The organism is Paraburkholderia sp. RAU2J (assembly GCF_003634845.1).
In the GTDB taxonomy this organism is placed as follows: Bacteria; Pseudomonadota; Gammaproteobacteria; order Burkholderiales; family Burkholderiaceae; genus Paraburkholderia; species Paraburkholderia fynbosensis.
The window spans coordinates 50,764-74,244 of sequence record NZ_RBXG01000004.1 but is presented as its reverse complement, the minus strand read 5'-3'; the positions used below and the strand labels follow the sequence as shown (position 1 = coordinate 74,244).

Sequence of the window (23,481 nt, the reverse complement as noted above, 5' to 3'; positions counted from 1 at the left end):
TGGGATCCAGTGAGTTGCTGCGATTGCTTCGGCGAGCTCAGGAAGAGGATGTAATATGGCGAACGAGGCGCTGGCGAAGATGGATCGGGCGTTTGCCGCGATGTACGAGGCCGACATCGGCGGTATCCAATGCAAGCTCGTAGACGGTGAACGCAGCGACTTCAGTCGTCGAAATATCCCGCCGCCAGCGCCTGGTCGAAATCGGTGATCCATGGTGCGAAATGATCGGTGTCGTAGATCGCCATTTTGCCGTTGGTGATGCGCGTTATGGAGATCTGCCGGATCGCTCCTTTTCTGCCACCGGAGCGGGAGTTATCGTCGTCCGCGATCTTGAACTCGCGCAAATCAAGTCCCCGGCTTGCAAGCACAGCCTTGACGTCTTCCTGTTCGTCCCACGAAAACTCGGTGAAATCATGGGCTGTCATGTTCGTCTCTTCGGCGCGGTGAAGGGAAAAACATCCTAGCATGGCGGCGTGACATGTCTGGCAGGCGATTTGGCCTTTTATTTACGTATCGCGTTGATACCCCTCGCTCTCAGGGCGACCATGTCTGATTCATCGGGCAGGGTGATCACGTCTGACGTCCAACTCGGTCCGCACGTGCTTGGCGTTTGGCGCGGTGGTGAAAACAGGATTTTTGTGACCGTTGTTCGGTCATGCCCGCCATCTCTAGCGACGACACTCGGGAGCAGCCAATGGCCCGCCCATGCGACAGTCGGAGAAGTCCTGTCGGCCATGACGTGGCATTTGCTCGTGCCGTGGACATGAGATTCAGCTGTCGGCTTCGTTCAGCTTCCTGCCATTCCGGTCAACTTGGATATGGTGAACACCGCGCTCGAAGCATGACCGCTCCAGCGCAAGGGGGAAAGTGCCCAGAGCCCAGAGTCGAGTGTTCAACGGACATCAGCCAGGTCGTCCTTGCTCAGGTCGAGTCTGCTGTTGCAGTCAATCTACGCCGCTCTGGCCCGCGCGGCACGCCGCCGGTTCGTGGATGGGTCGCGCAACGCGTGCCGTCCGGTTTGATTGGGCCGTTTTCGAGTCTCGACAGTTCAAAACGGTCGCGAATCCCGCATCGCGCATCCTGCACCATTTGCCGGCCTGCGGATTCGCTTCAGATCTCTTCCTCCGCGAACACGCTGTGCTCGGCAAGCACAGTTTCCCTGTCGACGCACTGCACATGCCAGTGCCCTGCAACGCGTGGTCCGCTTTCGCGTTCACTGCCGCACCATAGCGCCTCACCTGATTCACCCTCGAACGGGCCAGTTCGGGCTTCTATTGCAAGACCTTCGACGATGAACAGAGGGCGCGTATCATGTTGACCGCAAACCAGCGTGCCGCGGGCATCGACCCGCAGCTTTCCCCATTCTGGAAGCTGGAGGCCGGCATGCCCCTCGCGAGACCACTTGTGGGCTTCGGTGTCGAGCCAGATGATTGCATAGGCATTCGGGTCAATGCGGTCGAACGTGTCGAGATGGAGCGTAATGCGCATGGAATTCTCCGATCGTTGTTCGGGGCCTCGTGATCCGCCACGGTAATCGCTTCACATGTTAACTATATGTGCAACTGTGAGGTTTTTTGCATGCGCCAGAGTGCCGCCAATGCCCGTTTAATTCGCATCGTCCAGTCAGTCTGGCAACCATTGGCGCCGCCCTTCGCAGCCACAAGGCGATGGGACCCTCTGCCTGGAACAGAAGCGTTCAACGAGACGGGCGAGGGCGTCGTCACGCTTCAGAAGCCATGTTTGTAGCCTGATTTACGAGATGTTGTACTAGTCGAGCCTGCTGGCTGGGTCCATGCGACTATGCAGGATGCGGACGACGAATACCGTAACGTCCTGCACGCGATAAAAGATAAGATGCTGGCCTGCTTGGAAACATTTGTACGGATCGCGCACAAAGGGGTGCACGTGGCCAATGTTCGGGTTGGTCCGGATCGTACTCAGTGAGCGATCGAGCAGGTCGCCATAGGCCTGCATCTGGCGCTCGCCCCACGTCAGCAGCGTATGGAGCAATATGTCCTCGAAGTCATCCTGCGCCTCGGCTGCAAGCTCCAGCCGATACTCAGGGTGTGACATCGGACTTTGGCTTCTCGCCGGACGCTGCGCGTTTCAGAACGCGGTCGCGGATCGCCCGCACCATTTCTTTCGAGTATGTTCCTGTGCGTCCTTGCGCGATGTCGTCTTCGCCAAGCTGGATGGCAGCCAGCAGCTCAATATGCCGCTCTTCGCTCTCGCGCAGCCGGCGGACCGCGTCGCGGACCAGTTCGTTCGCGTTGCTGTACAGACCACCGTCTACGCTTTTCCTGATGAAATTTTCGTCGACAGGCGGAAAATTGACGTTCATGGCCGGTCTCCCGGAAAGCAAGATATGTACATAGAATGTACAAACTTTGCTCAGTTTACGCAAGACTTGGCTTTCGCGAGAGTCCAGTTCTCCTGGCTGGCAGTTGGATACCAAATTTGACATAATTAAAGTTGTCATCTGACAACCTGTAGCGGCAATATGCGAATGTCGTGTTCTGGCAAGATACAAATGTCGTGCTTTACCGTGGCTGGCAAGCTGGCATTTTGCAGCGTGATCGCAGGAGCCAGTCATGATCCCAGCCGCACTGCGCGAACTCGACCGTTTGAAGGTGATCCAGGCCGTGGTGGACATGGGGCTCAAGCCAGGGCGTGCCGCCGGGCGACTGGGTCTGACCGTGCGTCAGGTCGAGCGGCTGGTAACGCGATACCGGCCGTTGATGCCCGCGACGCGAGGATCAATCGGATAGCCGCTAGAGAGTGTTCGGCCACCGGACTTGGCGCTGCCTGGTCTGGGTTTGAAAACTCAGGGGGCTGGACTCCCAGGCGCCTGCAAACGGTGGTGAGATAAGGCTTGCCGGATTTTGCGCAGCCTTCGACAGCCAGAGCAATCGCTGCATCACCGACATGGCGGCGCAGCCACTCGAGTGTCCGCCGATCCCTCTCGTTGTAGATTCTCACCAGGTGCTCCATTTTTCGCCTCCGGCAATACTGTACAAATACACAGTACTGTTAATATATACAGACTCGTCGGAAACGGCAAGGCTCGCTATTAGAATCAGGGGCGCGTCTCCGAGTCTTCTTCGCACCGTGGAGAAAATCTGACGGGGCGATAGATGACGCAGGTTTCCACGCATCCGTGGTTCTCAGGAAGGTGCCCCTTTGTGCATTGGACGCCGCCGATGCCGCGGTCGACGCCGGGTCGACGGTCACCGGCACTTGCGGAAAATTAACGCGGTCGACGTCAATCTGAAGCTGCGGCAGTGAAGCAACCAGTAGATTCGCCCCAGAGCCAGCAACGGGTCAGGCACGTGGAAAGAGCCCCGTCCCAAGAGGAGCGGCTTTCCCAGGCGTCGACCCACCTCATCTGGCGGGCACCGGCGCGGCGGGTTGCAACCGGCATTGATATCAGCACTGTCGCATGTCGGTGAGAACGGCTTTGGGAGGCGTAGGGATCTGCATGACGGTACGCCGGGATATCAAGCTGGGAGCGGCTCCTGGGGAGGAATTGCCGTTTCGGGCGTCGACCGTTGATAATCGATGCAATTCGCCGGCAGTTGCGGCGCCATGTTTCACAGGACGGTATGACTGAAGTGTCTTTTACCGCCGCTGACTATAGCGCCTGGCTCAGCGACCTTAAGTCCCGTGTCGAGCACGCGCGGCAGCGCGCCGCGTTGTCGGTCAACCGGGAGCTGGTCTCGCTATATTGGCAGATAGGCCGCGAGATCCTCGAGCGGCAGCGGCGACAAGGGTGGGGCGCAAAGGTCGTCGATCAGCTGGCGCGCGATCTGCGCGCGGCGTTTCCCGACATGCGCGGCTTTTCGCCGCGAAACCTGAAGTACATGCGTACGCTGGCCGAAGCCTGGCCGGGCGAGGAATTTGTGCAATACCCTGTTGCACAATTGCCCTGGTCTCATGTGGTCACGTTGCTGGATAAGCTTAAGGCATCAGAAGCGCGCGAGTGGTACGCCGCCAAATCGATCGAACACGGCTGGTCCCGGAACGTGCTCGTGATGCAGATCGAAAGTCGCCTGCAGGAACGCCAGGGCAGTGCCGTCACCAATTTTCCCGATCGTCTGCCTCCGCCTCAGTCCGACCTTGCCCGCGACACACTCAAGGATCCGTATATCTTCGATTTTCTGGGCCTGACCGAAAGCGCCCAGGAACGCGACATCGAGCACGCGCTGACGCGGCACATCACGCGTTTCCTTCTTGAACTTGGCGCCGGCTTCGCGTTCGTCGCACGGCAATACCGGCTTGAAGTGGCCGGCGACGAGTTCTTCATCGACCTGCTGTTTTACCATTTGAAGCTCAGATGCTACGTGGTTGTCGAACTGAAGGCGACGCCATTCAAGCCAGAATATGCCGGTCAGCTGAACTTCTATCTGTCAGCCGTCGATGCACAGGTCAAGGGAACGCACGACCAGCCCACGATTGGCCTGTTGCTCTGTAAGGAAAACAATCGGCTGGTCGCCGAATATGCGTTGCGTGGCATCGCCAACCCCATGGGCGTCGCCGAATATCAGTTGCTGCGCGACATCCCGGCGCCGCTCATGCCGGACCTGCCGTCAATCGAGCAGATCGAGGCGGAGCTTGGACCGGATGAAGGACCTGAACTATCTGGGCACCCATAAGATGGACTATCGAATCACCTATGAGCACAGTCTCGTGGCTGCGCCGAACGATTTTATCGTGCACGTCCCCTCGCAGATGATCTGCGATGTACCGGTCACGGTGCCCCGGGCACTGTTGCCAGAGTTCGTTGCCAATCTGATCCGTGAGCGCTCGCCGTCGATCGGCCGCATTCGTAACCTGAGGATTCTTTCCTGAGCCGTTGGGTTTCCCGCGCACCGATGATCGTTGCAGAAGTCTCCCGTTTTGATCGTCTATGGGACCAGTTTCGCAAGGGGCAGGTATAAACGGCTGTCCGCGATCTGGCCGGCGAAGCAGTCCGCGAGGCTGCGCCAGTAAATTTGACATAACATAATTTATCAACATTTTTAACGGGGTGCGATGGTATCATCGCGGCGACTCCACGCTGGCTCCGCTTGTCGACTGCCGGTTCCCCCACGATAATTTCCTTCCGGGCGCGACAACCGGTGCCCCGACTACCAAAGCGCATGAACAAAGATCTGGGTACGCCCGCATGGGCTGAGGATTATCACCACTGGTTTGCCGAACTCAAGCAGCGCGTCGAGCGCGCGCGGCAGCGCGCCGCGGCCAGCGCGAATCGCGAACTGGTCACACTGTACTGGCAGATTGGCCGCGACATTCTCGACAGGCAGCAGCGACAAGGCTGGGGGGCCGGCGTTGTCGACCGGCTCGCGCGCGACCTCAAGGCAGCGTTTCCCGACATGCGCGGATTCTCCCCTCGCAACCTCAAGTACATGCGCGCGCTGGCACAAGCCTTCCCGCAGCCGGAATTTGTGCAACAGCCCGTTGCACAATTACCGTGGTCGCACGTCGTGACACTGCTGGACAAGCTCAACGACGACGCCCAACGGTTGTGGTATGCGGAAAAGTCGCTCGAGCACGGCTGGTCGCGCAGCGTGCTGACCATGCAGATCGAGACGGCCGCCCATGGGCGTGCCGGCAACGCAGTCACGAATTTCGCCGACCGGTTGCCGCCACCGCAGTCCGATCTCGCGCGCGACGCGCTTAAGGATCCGTATATCCTTGACTTCCTCGGTCTGGCCGAGAACGCCCAGGAGCGCGACATCGAGCGCGCGCTCACCCAACACATCACCCGCTTCCTGCTCGAACTGGGCTCCGGCTTCGCATTCGTGGGACGCCAGTACCGGCTGGAGGTAGGCGGCGACGAGTTTTTTGTCGATCTGCTTTTCTACCATCTCAAGCTGCGTTGCTACGTCGTCGTCGAACTGAAAACAACACCGTTCAAGCCCGAATATGCAGGCCAGTTGAACTTCTACCTGTCCGCGATCGACGCGCAGGTCAAGGCGGGCGAGGACCAGCCGACAATTGGCCTGCTGCTGTGCAAGGAAAAGAACCGGCTCGTGGCGGAATATGCGCTGCGCGGCGTGGCCAACCCAATGGGCGTTGCCGAATATCAGCTTTTGCGCCATGTGCCTGAATCGCTGGAAAGCGGTCTGCCATCAATCGATCAAATCGAGGCGGAACTCCGGCCCGATTTGCCCGATGCACAGCGGCAGTGATCAGCCCGGATGACTGGACGATTGCCCGATCGTGGGGACGGCGATGACGCCCTGGTCTGCCAGGGCGTGCATGCGTGGTCCTGATCCGCGCCTATCTACCTGCGCTGCCCGTCCCGCCAGACTGCCGCTTTGCTTCAGCAACCAGTTCCTTGAGTGCCTCGATTCCAGCATCCGTGAAGGCGGTTACGGAGACCAACTGCTCGGCGGGGACGTCCAGATCGTCGATGATCCCGAGACACCCGTCCTCTGGCTCCAGGTTCAGAGTCGCCAGTTCGTCCAGCCAATCCACCGGCTCTCGGAGCATCTTCGCGACACAGGAGATCGTATAGACAAAACTCGGTGCTGCCATCGTATTAAATCTCCTTGAATTCATGGGCATCCAGCCCTGTAATGCCGTTCTACCCCGGTTCCGGACGTCCATGTGAGCGCCAGTTTCTGTCGCGTGCCGCGGGCGGCAGGTGGGCGTGGTCTGCGTGAACATCGCCGCGGTGCCGGAACTGGGTCGACGCTGGATTTCATCTGTTATGCCGGCCGGGCCTGGTGCAGGAGACTAAAAAGCCGGTGCACTCGTCGCGCAATGCGGAGATATCGAGTGCATGCTGCGCGCGAGTCACGGCCACGTAAAGCAGCCGAAGCTCATCCTCGTCCGGCATCGGGCGGCCGTCGGCACCGCGCAGGCGAAAATCGTTCGCCACCTTGACCCGCTTCCATTCGAGCCCCTTGGCACGGTGTACGGTTGAGATCCCATAGTCTGCGGCGCCTGCCGTCGCCGGGCGCGGCGCCAAGGCTTGCAGATAGCCAGTACCGAGTTCGTCGACGATGCGCACAACCGACAGCAGGTCCTGACCAAATGCGCTGCGCGCAAACGCCTGCGCATCGCTCCGCCGCCGGGCGGAATGCCCGCTGGCCGGCCAGCAAGCGGTCCGCGCCGTCAGCGTATGCGAGAATCTCGGCCGGACTCATCCGGATCGCAGGTCGATGTCCCGCCTCGAGTGCCGCGGCGAACTGCCCAGATCGCCGTGACATTCTTCCGGCACAGGATTGCGTCGACCGGCGGCGCTAGCGCGGCATCTTCCATCAGGATCGAGCCGATGGTTTCCTGTTCCCGGATGGGCGTGCGCTCACCGAGCAGTGCGAGCACGCGTCCGCGTTTGATCTTCGGAAGCAGCACACCTGGCGTTGCGAGAGCCAGCAGCATCCGTCACATCTCAAGAAGCTCAAGCCCGTTTTCGGCACACCATTGCCTCAGCGCGCTTTCGACAGCATCGGTTTCAAACGAATACCAGCGCTCGAGAACGCCCTCACGGTCCAGCAAATCCTTGAAACGCGCATAAGCTCCTTGCCGCCGGAATAGTCCTTCGACCTGGTCATAACGCGCAGGCAACTCCTGTGCGACAAAGCGCAAGGCGAGACGTCTTCCGAGATCGAGCTCGTTCCTGTGCGGTATCGCAAGGTAGCGATCGGAAGTTTCAAGGTCGTCAGGAATCTCCTCGTCGAGCGCGTCGCTGGAATCGGAAGTCCAATAGATCTTGCCTGTATCGAGCGAGACATACGCGTTATGCTCCGTTGGCGCCGCGTAGCTGACGAAGTCAAAGGCCAAAGAAAGATCATCGTGCTTGACTGCGACCATGGCTGCACCCCGCAGGTTGTACATGTCAGGTCGGCAAACCGGTCCGGGGATAGGGTTTGTCGCCCGTTTCGCCGCGTCTGCAACGCGACTCAAAGCTCTTCGCTCGGGTCAGCGATATCGAGCCGGAACTGCCATCCTTCCATGCTCATGAGCATTTGCCCAAGATCCTCCCACGAGACCTCCTTGCCGTCGATCACCACGAGTGGCAAGCGCCCCGCCTGCGTCTCATCCCATTCGATATGCCCGCGCACCGTACTGTCAATGATCCGGCGCTCATGAAAATCGATGTGCCTGACCGACAGCGCGCGACGCACCTTCTCAACGAGGCGCCCGAGCAACACGAACACATCTTCGTCAGCTTCGCCGATCAACTGGAACCGGTAGCCCGCGCGAAGCTCTCCCCGAAGCTCAAACGCATCCAGTGCCATCCGGTTGCCAAAAAGCCGAAGCCGGAAATGGAACTGGTGCGGCTCCCCGTGGCAGTCGATCATCCGGATGGGGTCAAGGCGGACGTTCTCGAAATCGGTGAATCCAGTGGACTCGGCAATCCTGGCATTGAAGCACAGAGTGCAGAGCAACTCATAGCGGCCATCGCCAGATCCGCAGTGTATGGTGTCCCAGGGTGGCGTCTGGTTGCCGCATTGTTCGCAACGCTCGTGTGCCATGTCGTGCCTGCAGTAACGGTTCTTCCCGCGATCGCCGGGAGGATAGATTCCGGTTGCCGTCTTCGGCAATGTACGTCGCTGTTGGCGGCGACATGCAGCCCGACGAACCCGCAATGGTGTGCACGGGAACTGGTGGAACCAATGCTGCTATTTTGACAGAGACTGGGAGCGCCTGCCGGGCTTCGGGGACGAGCAGCGCACGACTGGCGTCAAGCGTCTTCCGCCGCGTGACCGGGAAAGCGACAGGACATCCATGATCGACGCGATCGATGAGGTCACTCCCGCTTGACTTCCGTACACGAAAAAGATCCTTCGTTGCCCGCTCCATCGCGTCAGTCGCTTCCATGCAGACGCGCTACCTGTCAGGAGCTCCGAGGCCGGCACCACTTCAATCTACAATATGTAGGAATACGAAATAAAATGTGATCATTCCTTTTATGTCAAATCGCTCGAACGCTGCGCGTCAAAACCCTTGAAGCTTCGCCCATCTGCACCACGGACTGCGCGACCTGTCCGCCCTCGGCAAATACGATCACGATTGTCGAGTAAATGTGAACTCAGCGTCGTCCTGAACGCTGGTTTCGTCAGCGTTTAACCATCTTTGCCCTGCGGTCGTCAACCTTTGAACAGAATTGCTCATCAATAAACAGCCATAACCTTCGCGGGAACACTTTTCCCTGCTGTGGTGGGAAATTGAACAAGATTGCCGTACCGCGGCCATTATGTAACCACAGTTGCACGGCCGTAGATAGGGCGCGGGGAACTAAATTCCGCAAACTTTGGGAAGTAAATCCTGCAAAAATCTGCAGCGCAGGGGTTATCAAAATTTAGTGCCGGAAAATATGCAGATTTTGCTTGTCATGCGGTGGCACCGATACCGTCTGAACCACGCTGTCTAAGGAAAACGCTCGTCGATCTACAGGAATTTTCTAAACTTTGTTCCCTTTCTCAGGATTTTCAGTGCATTCACAGAAACTGTTATGAAAACTCGACAGAAATCGTTTAGAAATGCCGTCAACGCCGTTTCTAAATGGTTTGCGTCAAAAAATGCACCCGCAGATGGTCTTGTGGCATTTCTAAGGGATTTACGTTAAGTCTCGTGTCCGGCTTGCCGCCCTCGACAATTTCGATCACGATGCGTGATCACACGTGATCTCAGGTACGACGCACTATGCAATTTCATTTCCCGACGGCGTCGGTGCCAGCCCATGAAAACCCCGGTACCGCGCGAGGTCTGTCATCAGCGCGGCGCTCACCGGCACCTCCTCTTCGGTGCCGCCCTTCCCGACCACGTGCAGCCACCGTTTGCCGCGCCGCTGATAGAAGTCCGCAACCTTCGCATGCGCAGTTTCCGAGACCCGCAGACCCGTGTGGTACAGCAGGCGGATCAGCCAGCGGCTGCGCTCGTAGAACGCTTCCACGCAAATCTGTATCAGATATTCCACGTAATTCGCGTAGGAATTGGTTACCCGATATTCGACCGGAATTTCGCGGATATTTCCGCTATACGGCATGCAATTGTGACGCTGATTGCGCGGCCGGAGATGCACGTGAGCGAACCGAAAGTTGAAACTTTTTGGGTGATCTGAAGGAAGCCTGGGATTGGCGATTCCCACCAAAGAAACCTTGCCTGGGAGTCGTCAACTCAGGCACAACCCACGGCCGGTTTCGTCACCGTCGGATCATCGTTGCCCGCGAACGTCAACTTTGTAACGACTTTGCTCACTCGTGAGTCGCATCCCGCCGCGGTTTGAACCGCTTACGTCGTGTCGGCAACCAACTGACCACAATTACCCTAGGGTTTCCCTGCTCTGGATCTGCTCGCAATACCCCGGCGCGATAACCGTTGGGCTCGTCGGCGATCATCGTCAGCGAATATACGCGCATCCGCGACCGTATTCGAGGATCTGAACACTCACTCTACGCAATAAAACCTTCTCGTATGCCATCTCAGTACGTTCGTTGCGATGAAACGTATCGGATTCCGATGCGCGGCGCAAAGCGACCGTCTCGCCAACGTCAGAAGTCCGCCATATTGAGGACGTAGAAGCTAGTCCCCTCGAACGTCAGCAATGGCCGATGACTCGCCTTCAAGGCGGACCTCGAATCCGTTGCTTGATAAGATGCGACAGGAGATCGGTTCTCGTGTACGGTGCCCGAACCATACTTCGAGACCCGATGGGGCAAGAGGATGATGAACCTGCCAAGGGGCCGCGCGAAGCTCTACCGGGTCTGGCTGAGGCAGGATGGCCTGTGTCCGACCTGTCAGCAACCGATCGCAATAGGTACCCCTTGGGTCACCCGCTTCATTGTGAAAAGAACCGACGGTGGGTCGATTGCAGCGGGCAACATTCAACTGCACCATCCCGGCTGTCATGGAAGTCAAAAGTACGCCGGAAATAAGTTGTGAAAGCGGGTGTCGAAAGATGCCCTGGCAGAGGCTTTAGCTGTATGCGGGGAAACTTGCACGTACAGTTCTTAGGGGGCTAGGCGCGGGCAACCGCGCCTGGCTACCCGGCGACGTTGCTGTCTTACGCGCGCGATAAGCGGCCTCAGGCTAACGACGTTGACCGGACTGTAGCCATGGTTGAAGTTGAGGGCGGTGGGAATCCGCCGGACTATGCCGCGAAAATGCGGCTTGTATGGCGGCGAGCGCCATCACTCGCGCTTGCCGCCATACGCCAGCATGTCACCACTTTGCAGCGAGGATAAAGAGACTTGACCCATCCTTTGTAAGCCAGTTCGCAAATGGCCTTGACAACTTTCTGCTCATAGAAGCCATCAACCTACACGCGAACGCGAGCGCCGCATGCGCGGCTTTCGTGACCTGACACGGACACAGAAATTCCTCTCGTGCTTCGGGCCGATCCGGCAACATTTCGCGCTTAAGCGGCATCTGCTGTGCGCTTCACTCTATCGCAAGCAACTCGCTGCCCGGTTCGTCGCCTGGCGTGAATTCGCCGAACCTACCCAAAATCCGTCAAGCGCTTTCTGACCACTCGTCACCGCGGCCGTCGTGCCGTTCTATTCTCGCCAAGTTGACAAAGCCCGCTCGATGGATACGCAGCGTCGCATCGCGCGGTGCGCGAGCTGAAGGTCGACGGCTTGCTGCCCGAGGACACGCAAGTCCGATCCTCGAAATACCTCAACAATGTCATTGAGCAGGACCATCGCAACATCAAGTCCAGGACGAACGCCATGCACGGCTTCAAACGGTTCAGACACGCGGCCGTCGTAATCGCTGGCATCGAGTTGGCGCATCGGATTCGCAATGGACAATTCGATCTCGCGAGTCTGCGCCTCAAAGATCTCGCTATGTCCGCCATCTGGAAGGCAGTTCTCTCAGCTTGATAGGGTAATGGCAAAGCAGCGGCTTTTCTTTTGATCGCCTTTATTTGCACCAGATCCCTCAAAAGAGAGACGAACGTTGCAAAAGATGCTGTTGGACACGCCCTGCAATATCTATCACCAACGATGCCGGTGAAGCTGCGCTCCCGTTTGGTGACGCCGCTTCTCCGCCGCGATATGAACCCAGTGCTGGTGGCGCACGGCGCAAACGCGAACCATCTGGATGCGCGCGGCGGCGCCGCGCTGCAAATGGCTATCGCACAGCGCAATACGGCGGCGGCAGATGCACTGCGCCAGGCGAGTGCGACGTAGTGAAGCCGGGCTATCTCAGGAGAAGATCGCTTCAATATCCGGCGACGCGTCTTTCACCTCGTCGAAGTTCAGTGTCGCTTCGATATGCTGCAAGTGTTCCAGCATGCTCGCCGCAGCCTTTGCTTCGTCATGCCCTTCGATTGCATCGATCAGATCACTGTGCTCGTGATGCGGGCACGCCGGGGCGTTGGGCTTGTCGTAAAGCGTGATGACGAGGCACGTCAAAGGCGCGAGTTCTCGCATCATCCGCAAGAGGATTTCGTTGCCGATCATCTCCGCGATCAGCACATGAAACTCGCCTGACAGCCGGATGATGGCAGGCCGGTCATTCTGCTTGCGCGCGTCGCCTTCCTGCCGCACGTGCTTGCGTAACGCACGCACTTGCGCCGACGTCGCGGTGCGGCTCAACAGCCTGGCCATTTCCGGCTCGATCATGCGCCGCGTGACAAATACGTCTCGCGCCTGCTGGACGCTCGGGCTGGCGATAAAGGCTCCGCGATTCGGCACCAGCTCGACGAGCCCCTCATGCGCAAGCTTGTTGAGCACTTCGCGAATCTTGGTCCGGCTCACGCCCGAGACTTCCGCGAGCCGCTCCTCAATCAATTTTGTCCCGGGCGCAAGGCGATGTTCAAGCACCGCCTTCTGGATGCGGCCATAGATTTCCTCGTTCGTAAACGGCGCCTTGGGCGCGGCAACTTTACTGGCAGGCATGGAGGAGACTCGGCTCAAAGGGTTTCTCGCAACTGGGAAATGAATCGATGATAGAGCAATCACGAGCGTTTTTGTACACAAAAATTCGATGGAGCGTTCGCACCGAAATCATGTTCACGCGGAGGAAACCACGAATCTTTTGTATGCAAACATTCGTTGGCGCTTGTCGGGTCTGACAACCTGCAGACCTCTTTCGCAGGCGCCTTTTGGCCCATGCGACAACCTCATTTGGTGCCAATGATTCAATTTTAGTGCGCACGCGCACCAGCATGCGCTTTTATCGTAGTTTCCGCCATGATCCATTCGTTCCAGAGAAGGTGCTCAGGAAGCAGCCGTTTCCGCTATCGAACGCACGTACAACATTGCATACAATCGCTCTTTTATTGCGTACAAACGCATAGATTTATGTTGGCACAAAACTTGCATCAAAGGAATCCAGCAAGCATCTTTCTCTGGCGCGGTCCACCAGAAGCTACCCTTGATATGGAAATCATGACGCAACGCACTCTGATTGGCATGTTGACCCCGTCTTCCAACACGGTTCTCGAGCCGGTCACTTCGGCGATGCTCGCGGGACTGCCCGACGTCAGTGCGCATTTCGGCCGCTTTCGGGTGACCCAGATCGCACTGTCCGAACAGGCACTGGCCCAGTTCGACGACGAGGAAATTCTCGGCGCGGCAGGGTTGCTCGCCGATGCGAAGCTCGACGCAATCGGCTGGAACGGGACATCGTCGGGCTGGCTCGGGTTTGAGGCAGACGAGCGTCTGTGCCGTAGCATCACAGAACGCACCGGCATTGCCGCCTGCACCTCCGTGCTCGCGCTCAACGAGATTTTCGCCATGACGGGCGTGCGTCGCTTCGGTCTGGTCACGCCATATCGCGACGACGTGCAGGCAAAGGTCATTTCGACGTATGGCGGCGCGGGCTTTGAATGTGTCGGTGAACGTCATCTAAACAAGCAGGACAATTTTTCGTTTTCGGAAGTCAGTGCCGACACGTTGCGTGAGATGGCGCGTGAAGTCGCAAAGAGCAAACCCGACGCGATTACGATTTTCTGCACCAATTTGCGCGGCGCGCCGCTCGCTGAAGAGCTTGAAGCCGAACTCGGCATTCCGGTGTACGACACCATCGCGACGGTGGTCTGGAAAGCACTGCGGATGAGCGGCATCGATACGTCGCGCGTCACCGGCTGGGGCAGCCTGTTCCGGGAGGTCGCATGAGCGACGCGGCGGCCTTCGACCTCGTGATCCGCGACGCGGATATCGCCACGGCGGCCGACCGCTTCACCGCCGACATCGGCGTGCGCGACGGGCGCATCGTCGCGCTGGGCAGCAGACTGGCTCAGGGCGCCAACGAGATCGACGCAGGCGGCCGCCTAGTCACTCCAGGCGGCGTGGATAGCCACTGCCACCTGGATCAGGACACCGGCGACGACAGCGTGATGGCCGACGACTTCCTGAGCGGCACAGTTTCCGCTGCCTGCGGCGGCACCACCACGGTGATTCCGTTTGCGTGCCAGCAGAAGGGAAAAACGCTGCGTGCGGCGATCGATACGTACCACCGACGCGCCGACGCCCGCGCGGTGATCGACTACGCCTTCCATCTGATCGTCACCGATCCCACGCCGCATGTGCTCGAACAGGAGCTGCCGCAACTGATCGAAGAGGGTTATACGTCGTTCAAGATCTACATGACGTATGACGCGCTCAAGCTGAACGACCGCCAGATAATCGAACTGCTCGCATTGGCCCGCGTCCACGGCGCCATGGTGATGATTCATGCCGAAAACGCCGATTGCATTGCGTGGCTCACCGAAGCGCTGCTGGAGCAAGGCATCACCGCGCCGATCGGGCATGCGCTGTCCCGTCCGATGCTGGTTGAGCGCGAAGCGACGCATCGCGCCATCAGTCTCGCGCAGCTGGTCGACACGCCTGTGCTGATCGTGCACGTCTCCGGCCGCGAGGCGATCGAGGAGATTCGCTGGGCGCAAGGACAAGGCCTCGCCGTCTATGCCGAGACATGTCCGCACTATCTGCTGCTGACCGAAGACATGCTCGAAGATGGCCCTCGCGGCTATCAATGTATCTGCAGTCCGCCGCCGCGCGACGAAGGCAACCGCCAGGCCGTCTGGGACGGTCTCGTAAACGGTACGTTTCAGGTGCTCTCCTCCGACCATGCGCCGTTCCGCTTCGACGGTCCGCACGGCAAGCAGGTGGCCGGCGAAAACCCGCGCTTCGACCAGGTGCCCAACGGCATACCGGGTCTCGAGACGCGCATGGCCTTGCTGATGTCCGAAGGCGTGATGAACGGACGCATCGACATTCACGCCTTCGTCGCATTGACCGCAACCAATGCGGCGAAGCTCTACGGCCTTTATCCGCGCAAGGGTTCAATCGCTATCGGCGGCGACGCCGATCTGGTGATCTGGGACACGGATCGTGCCTTCACGCTCACCAACGATGCGCTGCACCACAACGTCGACTACACGCCGTACGAGGGTTGGCAGATGAAAGCGTGGCCAGCGCTGACGCTGTCGCGTGGCGACGTAGTGTGGGACGGCGTGCAGCCCAGCGGCACGCGCGGCCGCGGCGAGTTCCTGCCGGCCTTGCGCCCGCAACAGGCGCAACCGCATCGGCCGTTGAACCCACGCCTTGACGCGCACCGGGTGCTACCGCGCTTTGACTTTCCCGCCGTCTATCGCAAGTAGGAATGGCTTTGCGGGCTCGCGCTGAACGTGCAGTGCATTCGGGACCTTCCGCGCCGCCTTACACGCTGTCTTTATAACGTACGTACTGTTATTTTCTCTGGAGAGCCTGATGTCCGAACGATTTTCGCGTCGCCAATTCCTCCATCGTGCCGGCGCGGCTGCAGCCATGGTGTCGATTGGCCTGCCCCGCTTTGCGATGGCCGCCGGGCTCACGCTTGACGACATCAAGAAGGCCGGCGTGCTGCGCATCGGCTGCGAAGCGACCTATCCGCCGCTGACCTATCGCGACGCGAGCGGCGGGATGATCGGCTACGACGTGGATCTCGCCAACGCGTTTTGCCGCAATCTCGGCGTCAAGGCGCAGTTTATCGACACGGTCTGGTCGGGTGTGATTCCGTCGCTTTACACGAAGAAGTTCGATCTGGTGATGAGCAGCCTGAGCTACACGGCCGAGCGCGAGAAACACGTGGACTTTTCCGTGCCTTACGTCGAGGCTTCGCAGGCACTGCTGATTCGCGCGGCGGATCTGAAGAGCGTCGCCAGCCTCAGCGGCATGAACGGCAAGGTGCTCGGACTCAAGCTCGGCTCGCCGGGTCAGATACTCGAACCGAAGCTCGATGCGCAACTGAAAGCAGGGGGCGGGGCGGGTTTCAAGGAAGTAAAAACCTTTGACGACCATCCGGCCGCCTATATCGCGCTGGCAGAAGGCAAAGTGGACGGCGTGCTCAACACATTGCCGACGCTTTCGCTCGTTCTGAAGAATGCGCCGGGCAAATACGCTATCGTCAAGGGCATCGGCGCGGATAACTGGGCAGGCATCGCAGCACGTACGGATGACACTGCGCTGATCGGCTTCATTGACCAGCAGCTGCGCAAGTTCAGAACAGACGGCACGTTGCATACGCTGCAGCAGAAGTGGTTTGGTTTCGACATGAACTTGCCGGATGCGATTCCGGTGCTGTCCTGAGAGCGCGGCGTCCATGGACTGGAGCATTATCGTCATGGCGTTGCCGATCCTCGCGGTCGGCCTGCTCGCCACGCTGAAGGTTTGCCTCGCGGCCATCGCGATTGGCATCGTGCTCGGCTTCGCGCTGGGTTTCGGTGCGCTCAGCCGCTTCAGGGCGGTTCGCATCGCCATACTGGCGTATGTAGATTTCGTGCGCGGCACACCGCTGCTCGTGCAGATCTTTCTCGTCTATTTTGCGCTGCCCGTCATCGGCATCAACTTCAACGAGTACTGGGCCGGCGTCATCGCGCTCAGTCTGAACGCGGGCGGCTTCATCTGCGAGATCGTGCGCGCCAGCATGCAGTCGGTCGATCGCGGCCAGACTGAAGCCGCGCAATCGATCGGAATGCGTCACGGCCAGATCGTTCTGCACGTGCTCTTTCCGCAAGCGTGGCGGCGCATCCTGCCCCCGCTCACCAACGAACTGATCTCGCTAATCAAGGGCTCGGCGCTGCTGTCCGCGATCTCCGTGTATGAACTCACGCACGCCGGTCAGGAAATCATCGCAACGTATTTTTCGCCGTTCGAGATTTTCCTGCTGATCGCCCTCTACTACTACGCATTGATCTCGGCGCTGGCGTGGCTGTCGCGCTACCTCGAACGGCGACTGCCGCAATACTGACTTCATGAGCTCGGGTTCCCGCATGTCTTCCACCGTTACCGTCTCTGAGCTGTCCGCGGCGTCCGCTAAGGACGCCGCCGCGCGCGTGCATGAAGGCGGGGCTGCAACGCTGCTGTCCATAGAAGGGCTGCACAAGCGCTTCGGCGACAAGGTCATCCTGCCCTCCGTCTCACTGGACGTCGGGCACGGCGAGACCGTGGTGCTGATCGGGCCGTCGGGTTCGGGCAAGACCACGCTCCTGCGCTGTCTCAACTTCCTGGAAAGACCGGACGGCGGCACGATCCGCCTTGGCGGCCAGCGTATCGGGTTGTCGGAGCAAGGCCGCGCGCTGCCCGAAGCCGAACTGGCGCGGCAGCGCAGCCGCTTCGGCTTCGTGTTCCAGCGCTTCAACCTGTTCGCGCATTTGAGCGCACTGGATAACGTCGCCGCCGGCCCGCAGCGCGTGCGGGGACTCTCGCGCGACGCGGCCCGCGCTCGCGCACAAGTTGCCCTGGAAAAAGTCCACCTCGCGCAGCATGTCAACAAGCGGCCAGCGCAACTCTCGGGCGGCCAGCAGCAACGCGTGGCGATTGCCCGCGCACTCGCGATGGAGCCGCAGATGATCCTGTTCGACGAGCCGACCTCGGCGCTCGACCCGGAACTCGTCAACGAAGTGCTCGACGTGATGCGCGATCTCGCCGCGGCCCGTATGACGATGATGGTCGTGACACACGAAATGAGCTTCGCGCGCAACGTGGCGCATCGGGTGGTGTTCATGGACGCCGGCGCCATCGTCGAACAAGGCACGCCCGGCGACGTCTTCGGCCGTCCGCGCGAAGAGCGCACGCGGCGTTTCCTGCAGCACCTGCACACCTGAACTGAACCGGACCACTGGCTGATGACTGCCCCACCTATCGAGCTTGACCTTGACCTGTTGCTACTGGGCGCCACCGTCGTGACGATGGACCCGGCTCAACCGCTGTTGCACGACGCGGCCATCGGCATTCGCGGCAACCGGCTCGCCTTTGTCGGCCGCGCGCAGGATCTGCCGGTGCGCACACGCACGCGGACCACGCGTCGGCTTGCCGGACGCGTCATCGTGCCCGGCTACGTGAACGTCCATACCCACGCCATTCTGACAATGGTGCGCGGCGTCGCCGAAGACCTGGGCTTCGCGCCCGCCTACACGCCGGGGATTCCCCACGGCCATGACGTGCGCCCAGACGAGGCTATCGCGCTGGCGCGTCTTGGCGCGCTCGAAGCGATGCTGTTCGGCTCGACGCTGATCAACGACAGCTACGTCCACGCCGATCTGACCATGGATGCCATGGCCGACCTCGGCCTGCGGGTGTATTCATGCGGCCGCCTGCACGACGTCGATTTCTCCGGCGTCGCGGACGGACGCTGGGAATACCATGCCGCGACCGGTGAGCGCACGCTCAACGAAGCACTGGCGCTGGCCGGCCGCTGGCATCGCAAGCGCAACGGGCGCACCGGCGTCCAACTCGCCGTTCATGCGCCCGACACCTGCTCCGACGACTTTCTGCGTCTGATCGCCGAGGCGGCACGTACGCATGAGCTCGGCGTGACGACTCACCTTGCGCAAAGCCGCACCGAAGTCAACGTGGTGAAGAAGCGTTCGGGCAAGAGCCCCGCGCAGTTGCTAGACGAGGTCGGGCTGCTCAATGAAAGGCTCGTGGCAGCGCACTGTCTGTATCTGGACGACGACGACATCGCACGCGTCGGACGGGCCGGCATCACGGTGGCGCACATCCCCAAGGGCAACGCGACGGGCGGCACGATGGCGCCCACGCCGCGTCTGCGCGCCGCCGGCGCGCGCATTGCATTAGGCACCGACAACATGCACGCGGATATGACCGAGGTCATGCGCTGGGCGCTGGCCATCGCGCGCATCCAGTTGGGCGAAGTCGCCGCGGACTGGCAACCCGCCGATGCGCTCACCATGGCGACGCACAACGGCGCGCACGCCATGGGGCTTGGCGACGAACTCGGCTGCCTCAAGACAGGCTGGCTCGCCGACCTCGCCATATTCGATTTCCAGCGCGCCCATCTGACTCCGCACCCCAATCCGTTGGGCACGCTGGTGCACACGGGACTTGGGCGCGATGTCGAGATGGTCATCGTGGACGGGGAGATCGTGGTGGACGGCGGCGCCCCCACCCGTTGCAATGCCGATGCCGTCATCGCGGCTGGAAGGCACGCCGCCACGCAACTATGGAAAAGGGCCAGCGCATGAGCACCCCGCACACTGTCGTTTCACAGTCGAAGCACGCCGCAGCGGGCGCCCACCTTGCAGCTTCGCAAGCTTGCGCCTTGCAAACCGGTGCCGCCGTGCAGATGCGCGGCATCCGGCATCGTTTCGCCGCCGTGCCGGTGATCGAAGACGTCACGCTTGAAATTGCCGCAGGCGAACTGGTTGCGTTGCTCGGCCCATCGGGCTGCGGCAAGAGCACCCTGTTGCGCATCCTTGCCGGTCTGCAGGTTCAGTCCGAGGGCGAAGTGCATATCGGCGGGCAGCGCGTGGACGGCCTCGCGCCACGCCAGCGCGGCGTGGGCATCGTCTTCCAGAACTACGCGCTGTTTCCGCACATGACAGTCGTCGCCAACGTCGCCTACGGTCTCGAAGCCAACGGCGTCGCGCGTCGGGATGCTGCTCAGAAGGCCATGCAGATGCTGGAGATGGTGCGCATGGAGGCATTTGCGAAACGCTATCCGCGCGAGTTGTCGGGCGGTCAACAGCAACGCGTCGCACTGGCCCGCACGCTTGCCGTCGAGCCGCGCATCCTGCTGCTCGACGAGCCGTTTGCGGCGCTGGACAAAAACCTGCGGCTCGATATGCAGATCGAAATCCGCCGTCTGCAGCGCGAGCTGAACATCACGACCGTGATGGTGACGCACGATCAGGAGGAGGCCATGAGCATGGCCGACCGGGTCGCGGTACTCAATCGCGGGCGGCTCGAACAATACGACCCGGCAGTCGCGATCTACGATCAGCCCGCAACCCCCTTCGTCGCCACCTTCGTCGGCACGGCGAATCTGCTGCCGGTCACCTTGCGCGTGCACGGCAACCAGTGCCTGGCGACCTTCGACGATGGCACGGTGCTGACCGTTGCCCAGCCCGGCCCGTGGCGCGACGCCGGCGCGGCGCTGCTGGCGGTTCGCCCCGAGCAATGGGCGTGGCAGTTGCCGCAGCCCGGCGACAGCGCGCGTCAGCTGCTGGCTACAGTGCAATTGGCGATGCCTATCGGTCCCACGCTGGTGGTCGATCTGCAGACCGACGTCGGACAGACCGTGAAGATTTCCGTGCCACGCGCAGAGGGTGCCGACTTGCGCCCTGGCATGCGCGTCGCGCTCGATTTCAAGCCGGGTGCGCGAGTGCGCACGTTCAAGGCAGCGCAATCCAATACCGCAGGTGTTTAGCGCATGCTCACGATCGTCCTGGTCCAACCTGCCGCCCGCTTCGTTATCGCCGGTTCATCCTGTTTAACTATCCATCCAGAGGTTCTATGTCGCTGATCGATCACCAACGTCGCAAGCTCCTGCAACTGATGGGAGCAGCGGGGGCCGTGGGCCTGTCGCTGGGCAGCCCGCTTGCCATGGCCGCGTCCCAATCCCTCGCCGCCACCACGTTTCCCGGTGCGTGGGAAGAGTCGCAACGCAAGATCCTGTTGCCCGCGTTTCGCAAGGCTGCGGGCGTGAGCGCCGTGCTCACCGCATCGCAAGCGGTCGATACGCTGACCAAGCTGGTGGCCGCGCGCAACAACCCGCCGTTCGACGTGGTCATGATGGACGAGGGTCCCTACCTGCAGGGCATCGCGCAGGGCGTGTTCGAACCCATTCCGGCAGCCCGGGTGCCGAACCTGGCGAATCTGCCCGCGCGCTTCGTCGACCCGAAGGGTCTGGGCGTCTATGTGTCCGCGCAGGTCTACGGCATCGCGTACAACACGGAGCGCGTGAAGACCGCGCCGAAATCCTGGAATGATCTGCTCAAGCCGGAATTCAAGGGCCGCGTCGGCCTCGTGAGTCTCGACTCCACCTTGGGCACGGTATGGATGGTGGCGCTCGCCAAGATGCTGGGCGGCGACGAGGATCATATGGACCCGGCCTTCGATTACATCAAGCGGCTGATGCCGAACGTCGGCGCGGTCGCCGCCAATCCTGGCGCACTCGGCACGCTGTTCCAGCAAGGTCAGGTGGATATTGCCTGCCACTACATCAACAATGTGGAATCGTTGAAGGCCAAGGGCGTGCCGGTGGCGCTCGCGCGCCCCGAAAGCAACTGGGGCATGGTGCGCAGCACGATGAATATCGTGAAGAACACCCAGGCGGCGGATCTCGCCGCGGCGTATATCAACACCGCGTTGAGCGTCGAAGTGCAGCAGCAGATGACGAGCGCGCCCTACTACGTCGCGCCGACCAACACGAAGGTGCCGTTTGGTGCGGCGCTCGCCGCTGTCGCTCATAACGCCAATGACATGACGTCGTTCGTGCAGGTCGACTGGGCACGCATCAATCCGCGCCGCGCTGAATATATCGACCGGTTCAACCGTCTGGTCAAGGCCTGACGCATCATGAACGCGAATCACCGGATGCCGCGCGACTGGCTGCTCGTGCTGCCACTGGGCCTGTTCTTCATCGCGTTTGTCGGCGTGCCGCTGTTGCTCGTCGCGCTGATCAGCCTGCACAACGACACGGCCATGACGCATTTCGGCTTTCGCCAATACATGGTCTTCTTTGGCGACAGCTATAACCGCGGCATCCTCTGGCAAACACTCTGGCTCGGGGTCGCGACCACGCTGGTGACGATCGTGCTCGGCTATCCGGTCGCGCATCTGTACGTGGTGAGCCCGCCGCGCTGGCGGCGTGTGCTGATCGTGCTGATCCTGCTGCCGCTTCTGACCAGTTCGGTGGTGCGCACGTTTGCGTGGGTCGTCATTCTCGGCAATGAAGGGCTGGTCAACGCGCTGCTGATGGCGCTCGGGCATACGGGCCAGCCGGTCAAGCTCCTGTACACGACGCTGGCGGTGATCCTCTCGCTTGCGCAGATCGAATTGCCGTTGATGGTGTTGCCGCTCGTCACCACGCTCACTTCGCTCGACACGCGCTTGCCCGAGGCGTCGCATGCGCTGGGCGCCAGCAGCTGGCGCACCTGGTGGAAGATCACCGTGCCACTTGCGATGCCGGGTCTACTCGGCGGAACCTTGCTGGTGTTTACCGGCGCGGTCAGTGCGTTCGTGGTTCAAACCCTGGTGGGCGGCGGCCAGCTGATGTACATGCCGTTCTACATCTACGAACAGGCCATCCAGACGCAGAACTATCCGTTTGCGGCGACGCTTGCCGTGATTCTGCTGGTGAGCGTGCTGCTCGTGGTGACTTTGCTCAACTATTTCGGCCGCAAGACCAGAGGGTTTGTCCATGGCTAATTCCACGCTTGCCGCGCCGGGCGTCATGCCGGCGCGCCGCACCCAGCCGGGTCGCCTGTCTTTCAATGCAGTGATGGGCCTGATGGGCGGCATCGGGCTGTTGATGCTGATCGGGCCCACGCTGATCGTCCTGGTGACGTCGCTCACGTCGGGCTACTCGCTGAAGTTTCCGCCGCCGGGACTGTCATTGCGCTGGTATCAGGCGCTGATCTTCGATTCGCCGGAGATCATCGACGACCTGCTGTTGAGCCTGAAGCTCGCTGCCGCCGCGACCGCCTGCGCGACCGTGCTGGCGGTCGCCGCCGCGGTGACGCTCGCGCGCCGCCGCACGTTCTCTGCGCGACTGCTCGATTCGTTTTTCATGGCGCCGCTGACCATTCCGTCGCTGGCGCTGGGGTTGGGTATCCTGATCCTGTTCAACCTCGAAAGCGCGGGGCTCTCGTTCTACAGTCTGCTCGCCGGACATATCGTGCTGTGCGCACCGTATGTGCTTTACACGACGTCGGCCAGTTATGCGCAGCTCGATCCCGCGCTGCTCGACAGCTCGACATGCCTCGGCGCGGGCGGCTGGTTCACGTTCCGCCGCGTCGTACTGCCGGCGTTGGTGCCAGGCATTGCGTCGGGGGCGTTCATTGCGTTCATGAATTCGTTCGATAACGTCGCGCTGTCGCTGTTCCTGTCGGACGCGCGATCTGAAGTGTTGCCCATCCACCTGTGGCATATCATCGAGGACAGCCTCGACGTGCGGGCGGCCGCGGCCTCGGGTGTGCTGATTGTCGCCACCTTGATTTCCATGCTGCTGATGGAGCGGCTCGCCGGCTTGTCGCGGCAGTTTCGCTAGCCGCCGCAGTCAACCCCTTCCTTC

General features: G+C 60.7%; 24 protein-coding genes and 4 pseudogenes. 17 read left to right on the top strand and 11 right to left on the bottom strand.

Annotation, left to right across the window (positions count from 1 at the left end; genetic code table 11):
- Positions 1-161: 161 nt before the first annotated feature.
- The 4 genes from B0G69_RS37920 to B0G69_RS37905 all read right to left on the bottom strand — a co-directional run bounded on the left by B0G69_RS37920 (position 162) and on the right by B0G69_RS37905 (position 2,593).
- On the bottom strand, positions 162-425 hold the full coding sequence (locus B0G69_RS37920; protein WP_121325209.1) for a hypothetical protein: 264 nt from the start codon (positions 423-425) through the stop codon (positions 162-164).
- Positions 426-1,110: 685 nt separating this feature from the next.
- Positions 1,111-1,488, bottom strand: coding sequence for a DUF3564 family protein (locus B0G69_RS37915; protein ID WP_121325208.1), 378 nt, complete (start codon positions 1,486-1,488; stop codon positions 1,111-1,113).
- 279 nt (positions 1,489-1,767) lie between these two features.
- The gene (locus B0G69_RS37910) at positions 1,768-2,073 is read right to left on the bottom strand and encodes a type II toxin-antitoxin system RelE/ParE family toxin (RefSeq protein ID WP_121325207.1); all 306 of its coding nucleotides are present in this window, start codon (positions 2,071-2,073) and stop codon (positions 1,768-1,770) included.
- A complete protein-coding gene (locus tag B0G69_RS37905) occupies positions 2,060-2,593 on the bottom strand; it encodes a type II toxin-antitoxin system ParD family antitoxin (RefSeq protein WP_158609055.1) in 534 nt (177 codons plus the stop codon). The genes B0G69_RS37910 and B0G69_RS37905 overlap by 14 nt, the downstream gene beginning before the upstream one ends.
- On the opposite strand from B0G69_RS37905, the pseudogene B0G69_RS37900 reads away from it, so the two are divergent.
- The 4 genes and pseudogenes from B0G69_RS37900 to B0G69_RS37880 all read left to right on the top strand — a co-directional run.
- A pseudogene (locus B0G69_RS37900) lies at positions 2,592-2,732 on the top strand (helix-turn-helix domain-containing protein); the annotation flags it as partial. The gene B0G69_RS37905 and the pseudogene B0G69_RS37900 sit on opposite strands and share 2 nt — an antisense overlap.
- Positions 2,733-3,602: 870 nt before the next feature.
- Complete coding sequence (locus B0G69_RS37890) at positions 3,603-4,652, top strand: PDDEXK nuclease domain-containing protein (RefSeq protein WP_121325204.1); 1,050 nt, start codon at positions 3,603-3,605, stop codon at positions 4,650-4,652.
- A gap of 1 nt (position 4,653) precedes the next feature.
- Positions 4,654-4,848, top strand: a complete 195-nt coding sequence (locus B0G69_RS37885) for a hypothetical protein (RefSeq protein WP_121325203.1) — start codon at positions 4,654-4,656, stop codon at positions 4,846-4,848.
- Between the two features lie 290 nt (positions 4,849-5,138).
- Positions 5,139-6,191, top strand: coding sequence for a PDDEXK nuclease domain-containing protein (locus tag B0G69_RS37880; RefSeq protein ID WP_121325202.1), 1,053 nt, complete (start codon positions 5,139-5,141; stop codon positions 6,189-6,191).
- 91 nt (positions 6,192-6,282) lie between these two features.
- Here B0G69_RS37880 and B0G69_RS37875 read toward each other — a convergent pair whose 3' ends face one another.
- The 6 genes and pseudogenes from B0G69_RS37875 to B0G69_RS37855 all read right to left on the bottom strand — a co-directional run.
- Positions 6,283-6,540, bottom strand: coding sequence for a hypothetical protein (locus B0G69_RS37875; protein WP_121325201.1), 258 nt, complete (start codon positions 6,538-6,540; stop codon positions 6,283-6,285).
- 166 nt (positions 6,541-6,706) lie between these two features.
- Positions 6,707-7,018 carry an ATP-binding domain-containing protein gene (locus B0G69_RS42540; RefSeq protein ID WP_241991722.1) on the bottom strand — a complete coding sequence of 104 codons (312 nt, stop codon included), beginning with the start codon at positions 7,016-7,018 and terminating at the stop codon, positions 6,707-6,709.
- A 104-nt stretch (positions 7,019-7,122) separates the two neighbouring features.
- Positions 7,123-7,389, bottom strand: a complete 267-nt coding sequence (locus tag B0G69_RS42535; protein ID WP_241991721.1) for a hypothetical protein — start codon at positions 7,387-7,389, stop codon at positions 7,123-7,125.
- A 3-nt stretch (positions 7,390-7,392) separates the two neighbouring features.
- Positions 7,393-7,845: a hypothetical protein gene (locus B0G69_RS37865; protein WP_241991720.1), complete on the bottom strand. Its 453-nt coding sequence runs from the start codon at positions 7,843-7,845 to the stop codon at positions 7,393-7,395.
- Positions 7,846-7,910: 65 nt separating this feature from the next.
- Complete coding sequence (locus B0G69_RS37860) at positions 7,911-8,486, bottom strand: hypothetical protein (RefSeq protein WP_121325200.1); 576 nt, start codon at positions 8,484-8,486, stop codon at positions 7,911-7,913.
- A 1,178-nt stretch (positions 8,487-9,664) separates the two neighbouring features.
- Positions 9,665-10,000, bottom strand: a pseudogene (locus B0G69_RS37855) (tyrosine-type recombinase/integrase); the annotation flags it as partial.
- Between the two features lie 1,262 nt (positions 10,001-11,262).
- Here B0G69_RS37855 and B0G69_RS37850 point away from each other — a divergent pair.
- The 3 genes and pseudogenes from B0G69_RS37850 to B0G69_RS37840 all read left to right on the top strand — a co-directional run.
- A pseudogene (locus B0G69_RS37850) lies at positions 11,263-11,481 on the top strand (IS6 family transposase); the annotation flags it as partial.
- Positions 11,482-11,537: 56 nt separating this feature from the next.
- Positions 11,538-11,837: pseudogene (locus B0G69_RS37845) on the top strand (DDE-type integrase/transposase/recombinase); the annotation flags it as partial.
- A gap of 30 nt (positions 11,838-11,867) precedes the next feature.
- On the top strand, positions 11,868-12,146 hold the full coding sequence (locus tag B0G69_RS37840) for a hypothetical protein (RefSeq protein WP_147440833.1): 279 nt from the start codon (positions 11,868-11,870) through the stop codon (positions 12,144-12,146).
- A 15-nt stretch (positions 12,147-12,161) separates the two neighbouring features.
- Here B0G69_RS37840 and B0G69_RS37835 read toward each other — a convergent pair whose 3' ends face one another.
- A complete protein-coding gene (locus tag B0G69_RS37835) occupies positions 12,162-12,857 on the bottom strand; it encodes a GntR family transcriptional regulator (protein ID WP_121325198.1) in 696 nt (231 codons plus the stop codon).
- Positions 12,858-13,349: 492 nt separating this feature from the next.
- Between B0G69_RS37835 and B0G69_RS37830 the strand changes: the two genes are divergently transcribed.
- From B0G69_RS37830 to B0G69_RS37785, 10 genes are all read left to right on the top strand, one after another.
- On the top strand, positions 13,350-14,078 hold the full coding sequence (locus B0G69_RS37830) for an aspartate/glutamate racemase family protein (protein WP_121325629.1): 729 nt from the start codon (positions 13,350-13,352) through the stop codon (positions 14,076-14,078).
- On the top strand, positions 14,075-15,565 hold the full coding sequence (gene hydA / locus B0G69_RS37825; protein ID WP_121325197.1) for a dihydropyrimidinase: 1,491 nt from the start codon (positions 14,075-14,077) through the stop codon (positions 15,563-15,565). Before B0G69_RS37830 ends, hydA begins: the two co-directional genes overlap by 4 nt.
- A 109-nt stretch (positions 15,566-15,674) precedes the next feature.
- Positions 15,675-16,532 carry a transporter substrate-binding domain-containing protein gene (locus tag B0G69_RS37820; RefSeq protein WP_121325196.1) on the top strand — a complete coding sequence of 286 codons (858 nt, stop codon included), beginning with the start codon at positions 15,675-15,677 and terminating at the stop codon, positions 16,530-16,532.
- 13 nt (positions 16,533-16,545) lie between these two features.
- Complete coding sequence (locus B0G69_RS37815; protein ID WP_121325195.1) at positions 16,546-17,193, top strand: amino acid ABC transporter permease; 648 nt, start codon at positions 16,546-16,548, stop codon at positions 17,191-17,193.
- A 22-nt stretch (positions 17,194-17,215) separates the two neighbouring features.
- Positions 17,216-18,049 carry an amino acid ABC transporter ATP-binding protein gene (locus B0G69_RS37810; RefSeq protein ID WP_277873621.1) on the top strand — a complete coding sequence of 278 codons (834 nt, stop codon included), beginning with the start codon at positions 17,216-17,218 and terminating at the stop codon, positions 18,047-18,049.
- 21 nt (positions 18,050-18,070) lie between these two features.
- A complete protein-coding gene (locus B0G69_RS37805) occupies positions 18,071-19,429 on the top strand; it encodes an amidohydrolase family protein (protein WP_241991719.1) in 1,359 nt (452 codons plus the stop codon).
- Positions 19,426-20,613: an ABC transporter ATP-binding protein gene (locus B0G69_RS37800; RefSeq protein WP_241991718.1), complete on the top strand. Its 1,188-nt coding sequence runs from the start codon at positions 19,426-19,428 to the stop codon at positions 20,611-20,613. Before B0G69_RS37805 ends, B0G69_RS37800 begins: the two co-directional genes overlap by 4 nt.
- A gap of 86 nt (positions 20,614-20,699) precedes the next feature.
- Positions 20,700-21,758: an ABC transporter substrate-binding protein gene (locus B0G69_RS37795; protein WP_018420433.1), complete on the top strand. Its 1,059-nt coding sequence runs from the start codon at positions 20,700-20,702 to the stop codon at positions 21,756-21,758.
- Positions 21,759-21,764: 6 nt separating this feature from the next.
- A complete protein-coding gene (locus tag B0G69_RS37790; protein WP_241991717.1) occupies positions 21,765-22,616 on the top strand; it encodes an ABC transporter permease in 852 nt (283 codons plus the stop codon).
- Positions 22,609-23,457 carry an ABC transporter permease subunit gene (locus B0G69_RS37785; RefSeq protein WP_241991716.1) on the top strand — a complete coding sequence of 283 codons (849 nt, stop codon included), beginning with the start codon at positions 22,609-22,611 and terminating at the stop codon, positions 23,455-23,457. The genes B0G69_RS37790 and B0G69_RS37785 overlap by 8 nt, the downstream gene beginning before the upstream one ends.
- The last annotated feature ends 24 nt before the right edge of the window (positions 23,458-23,481 follow it).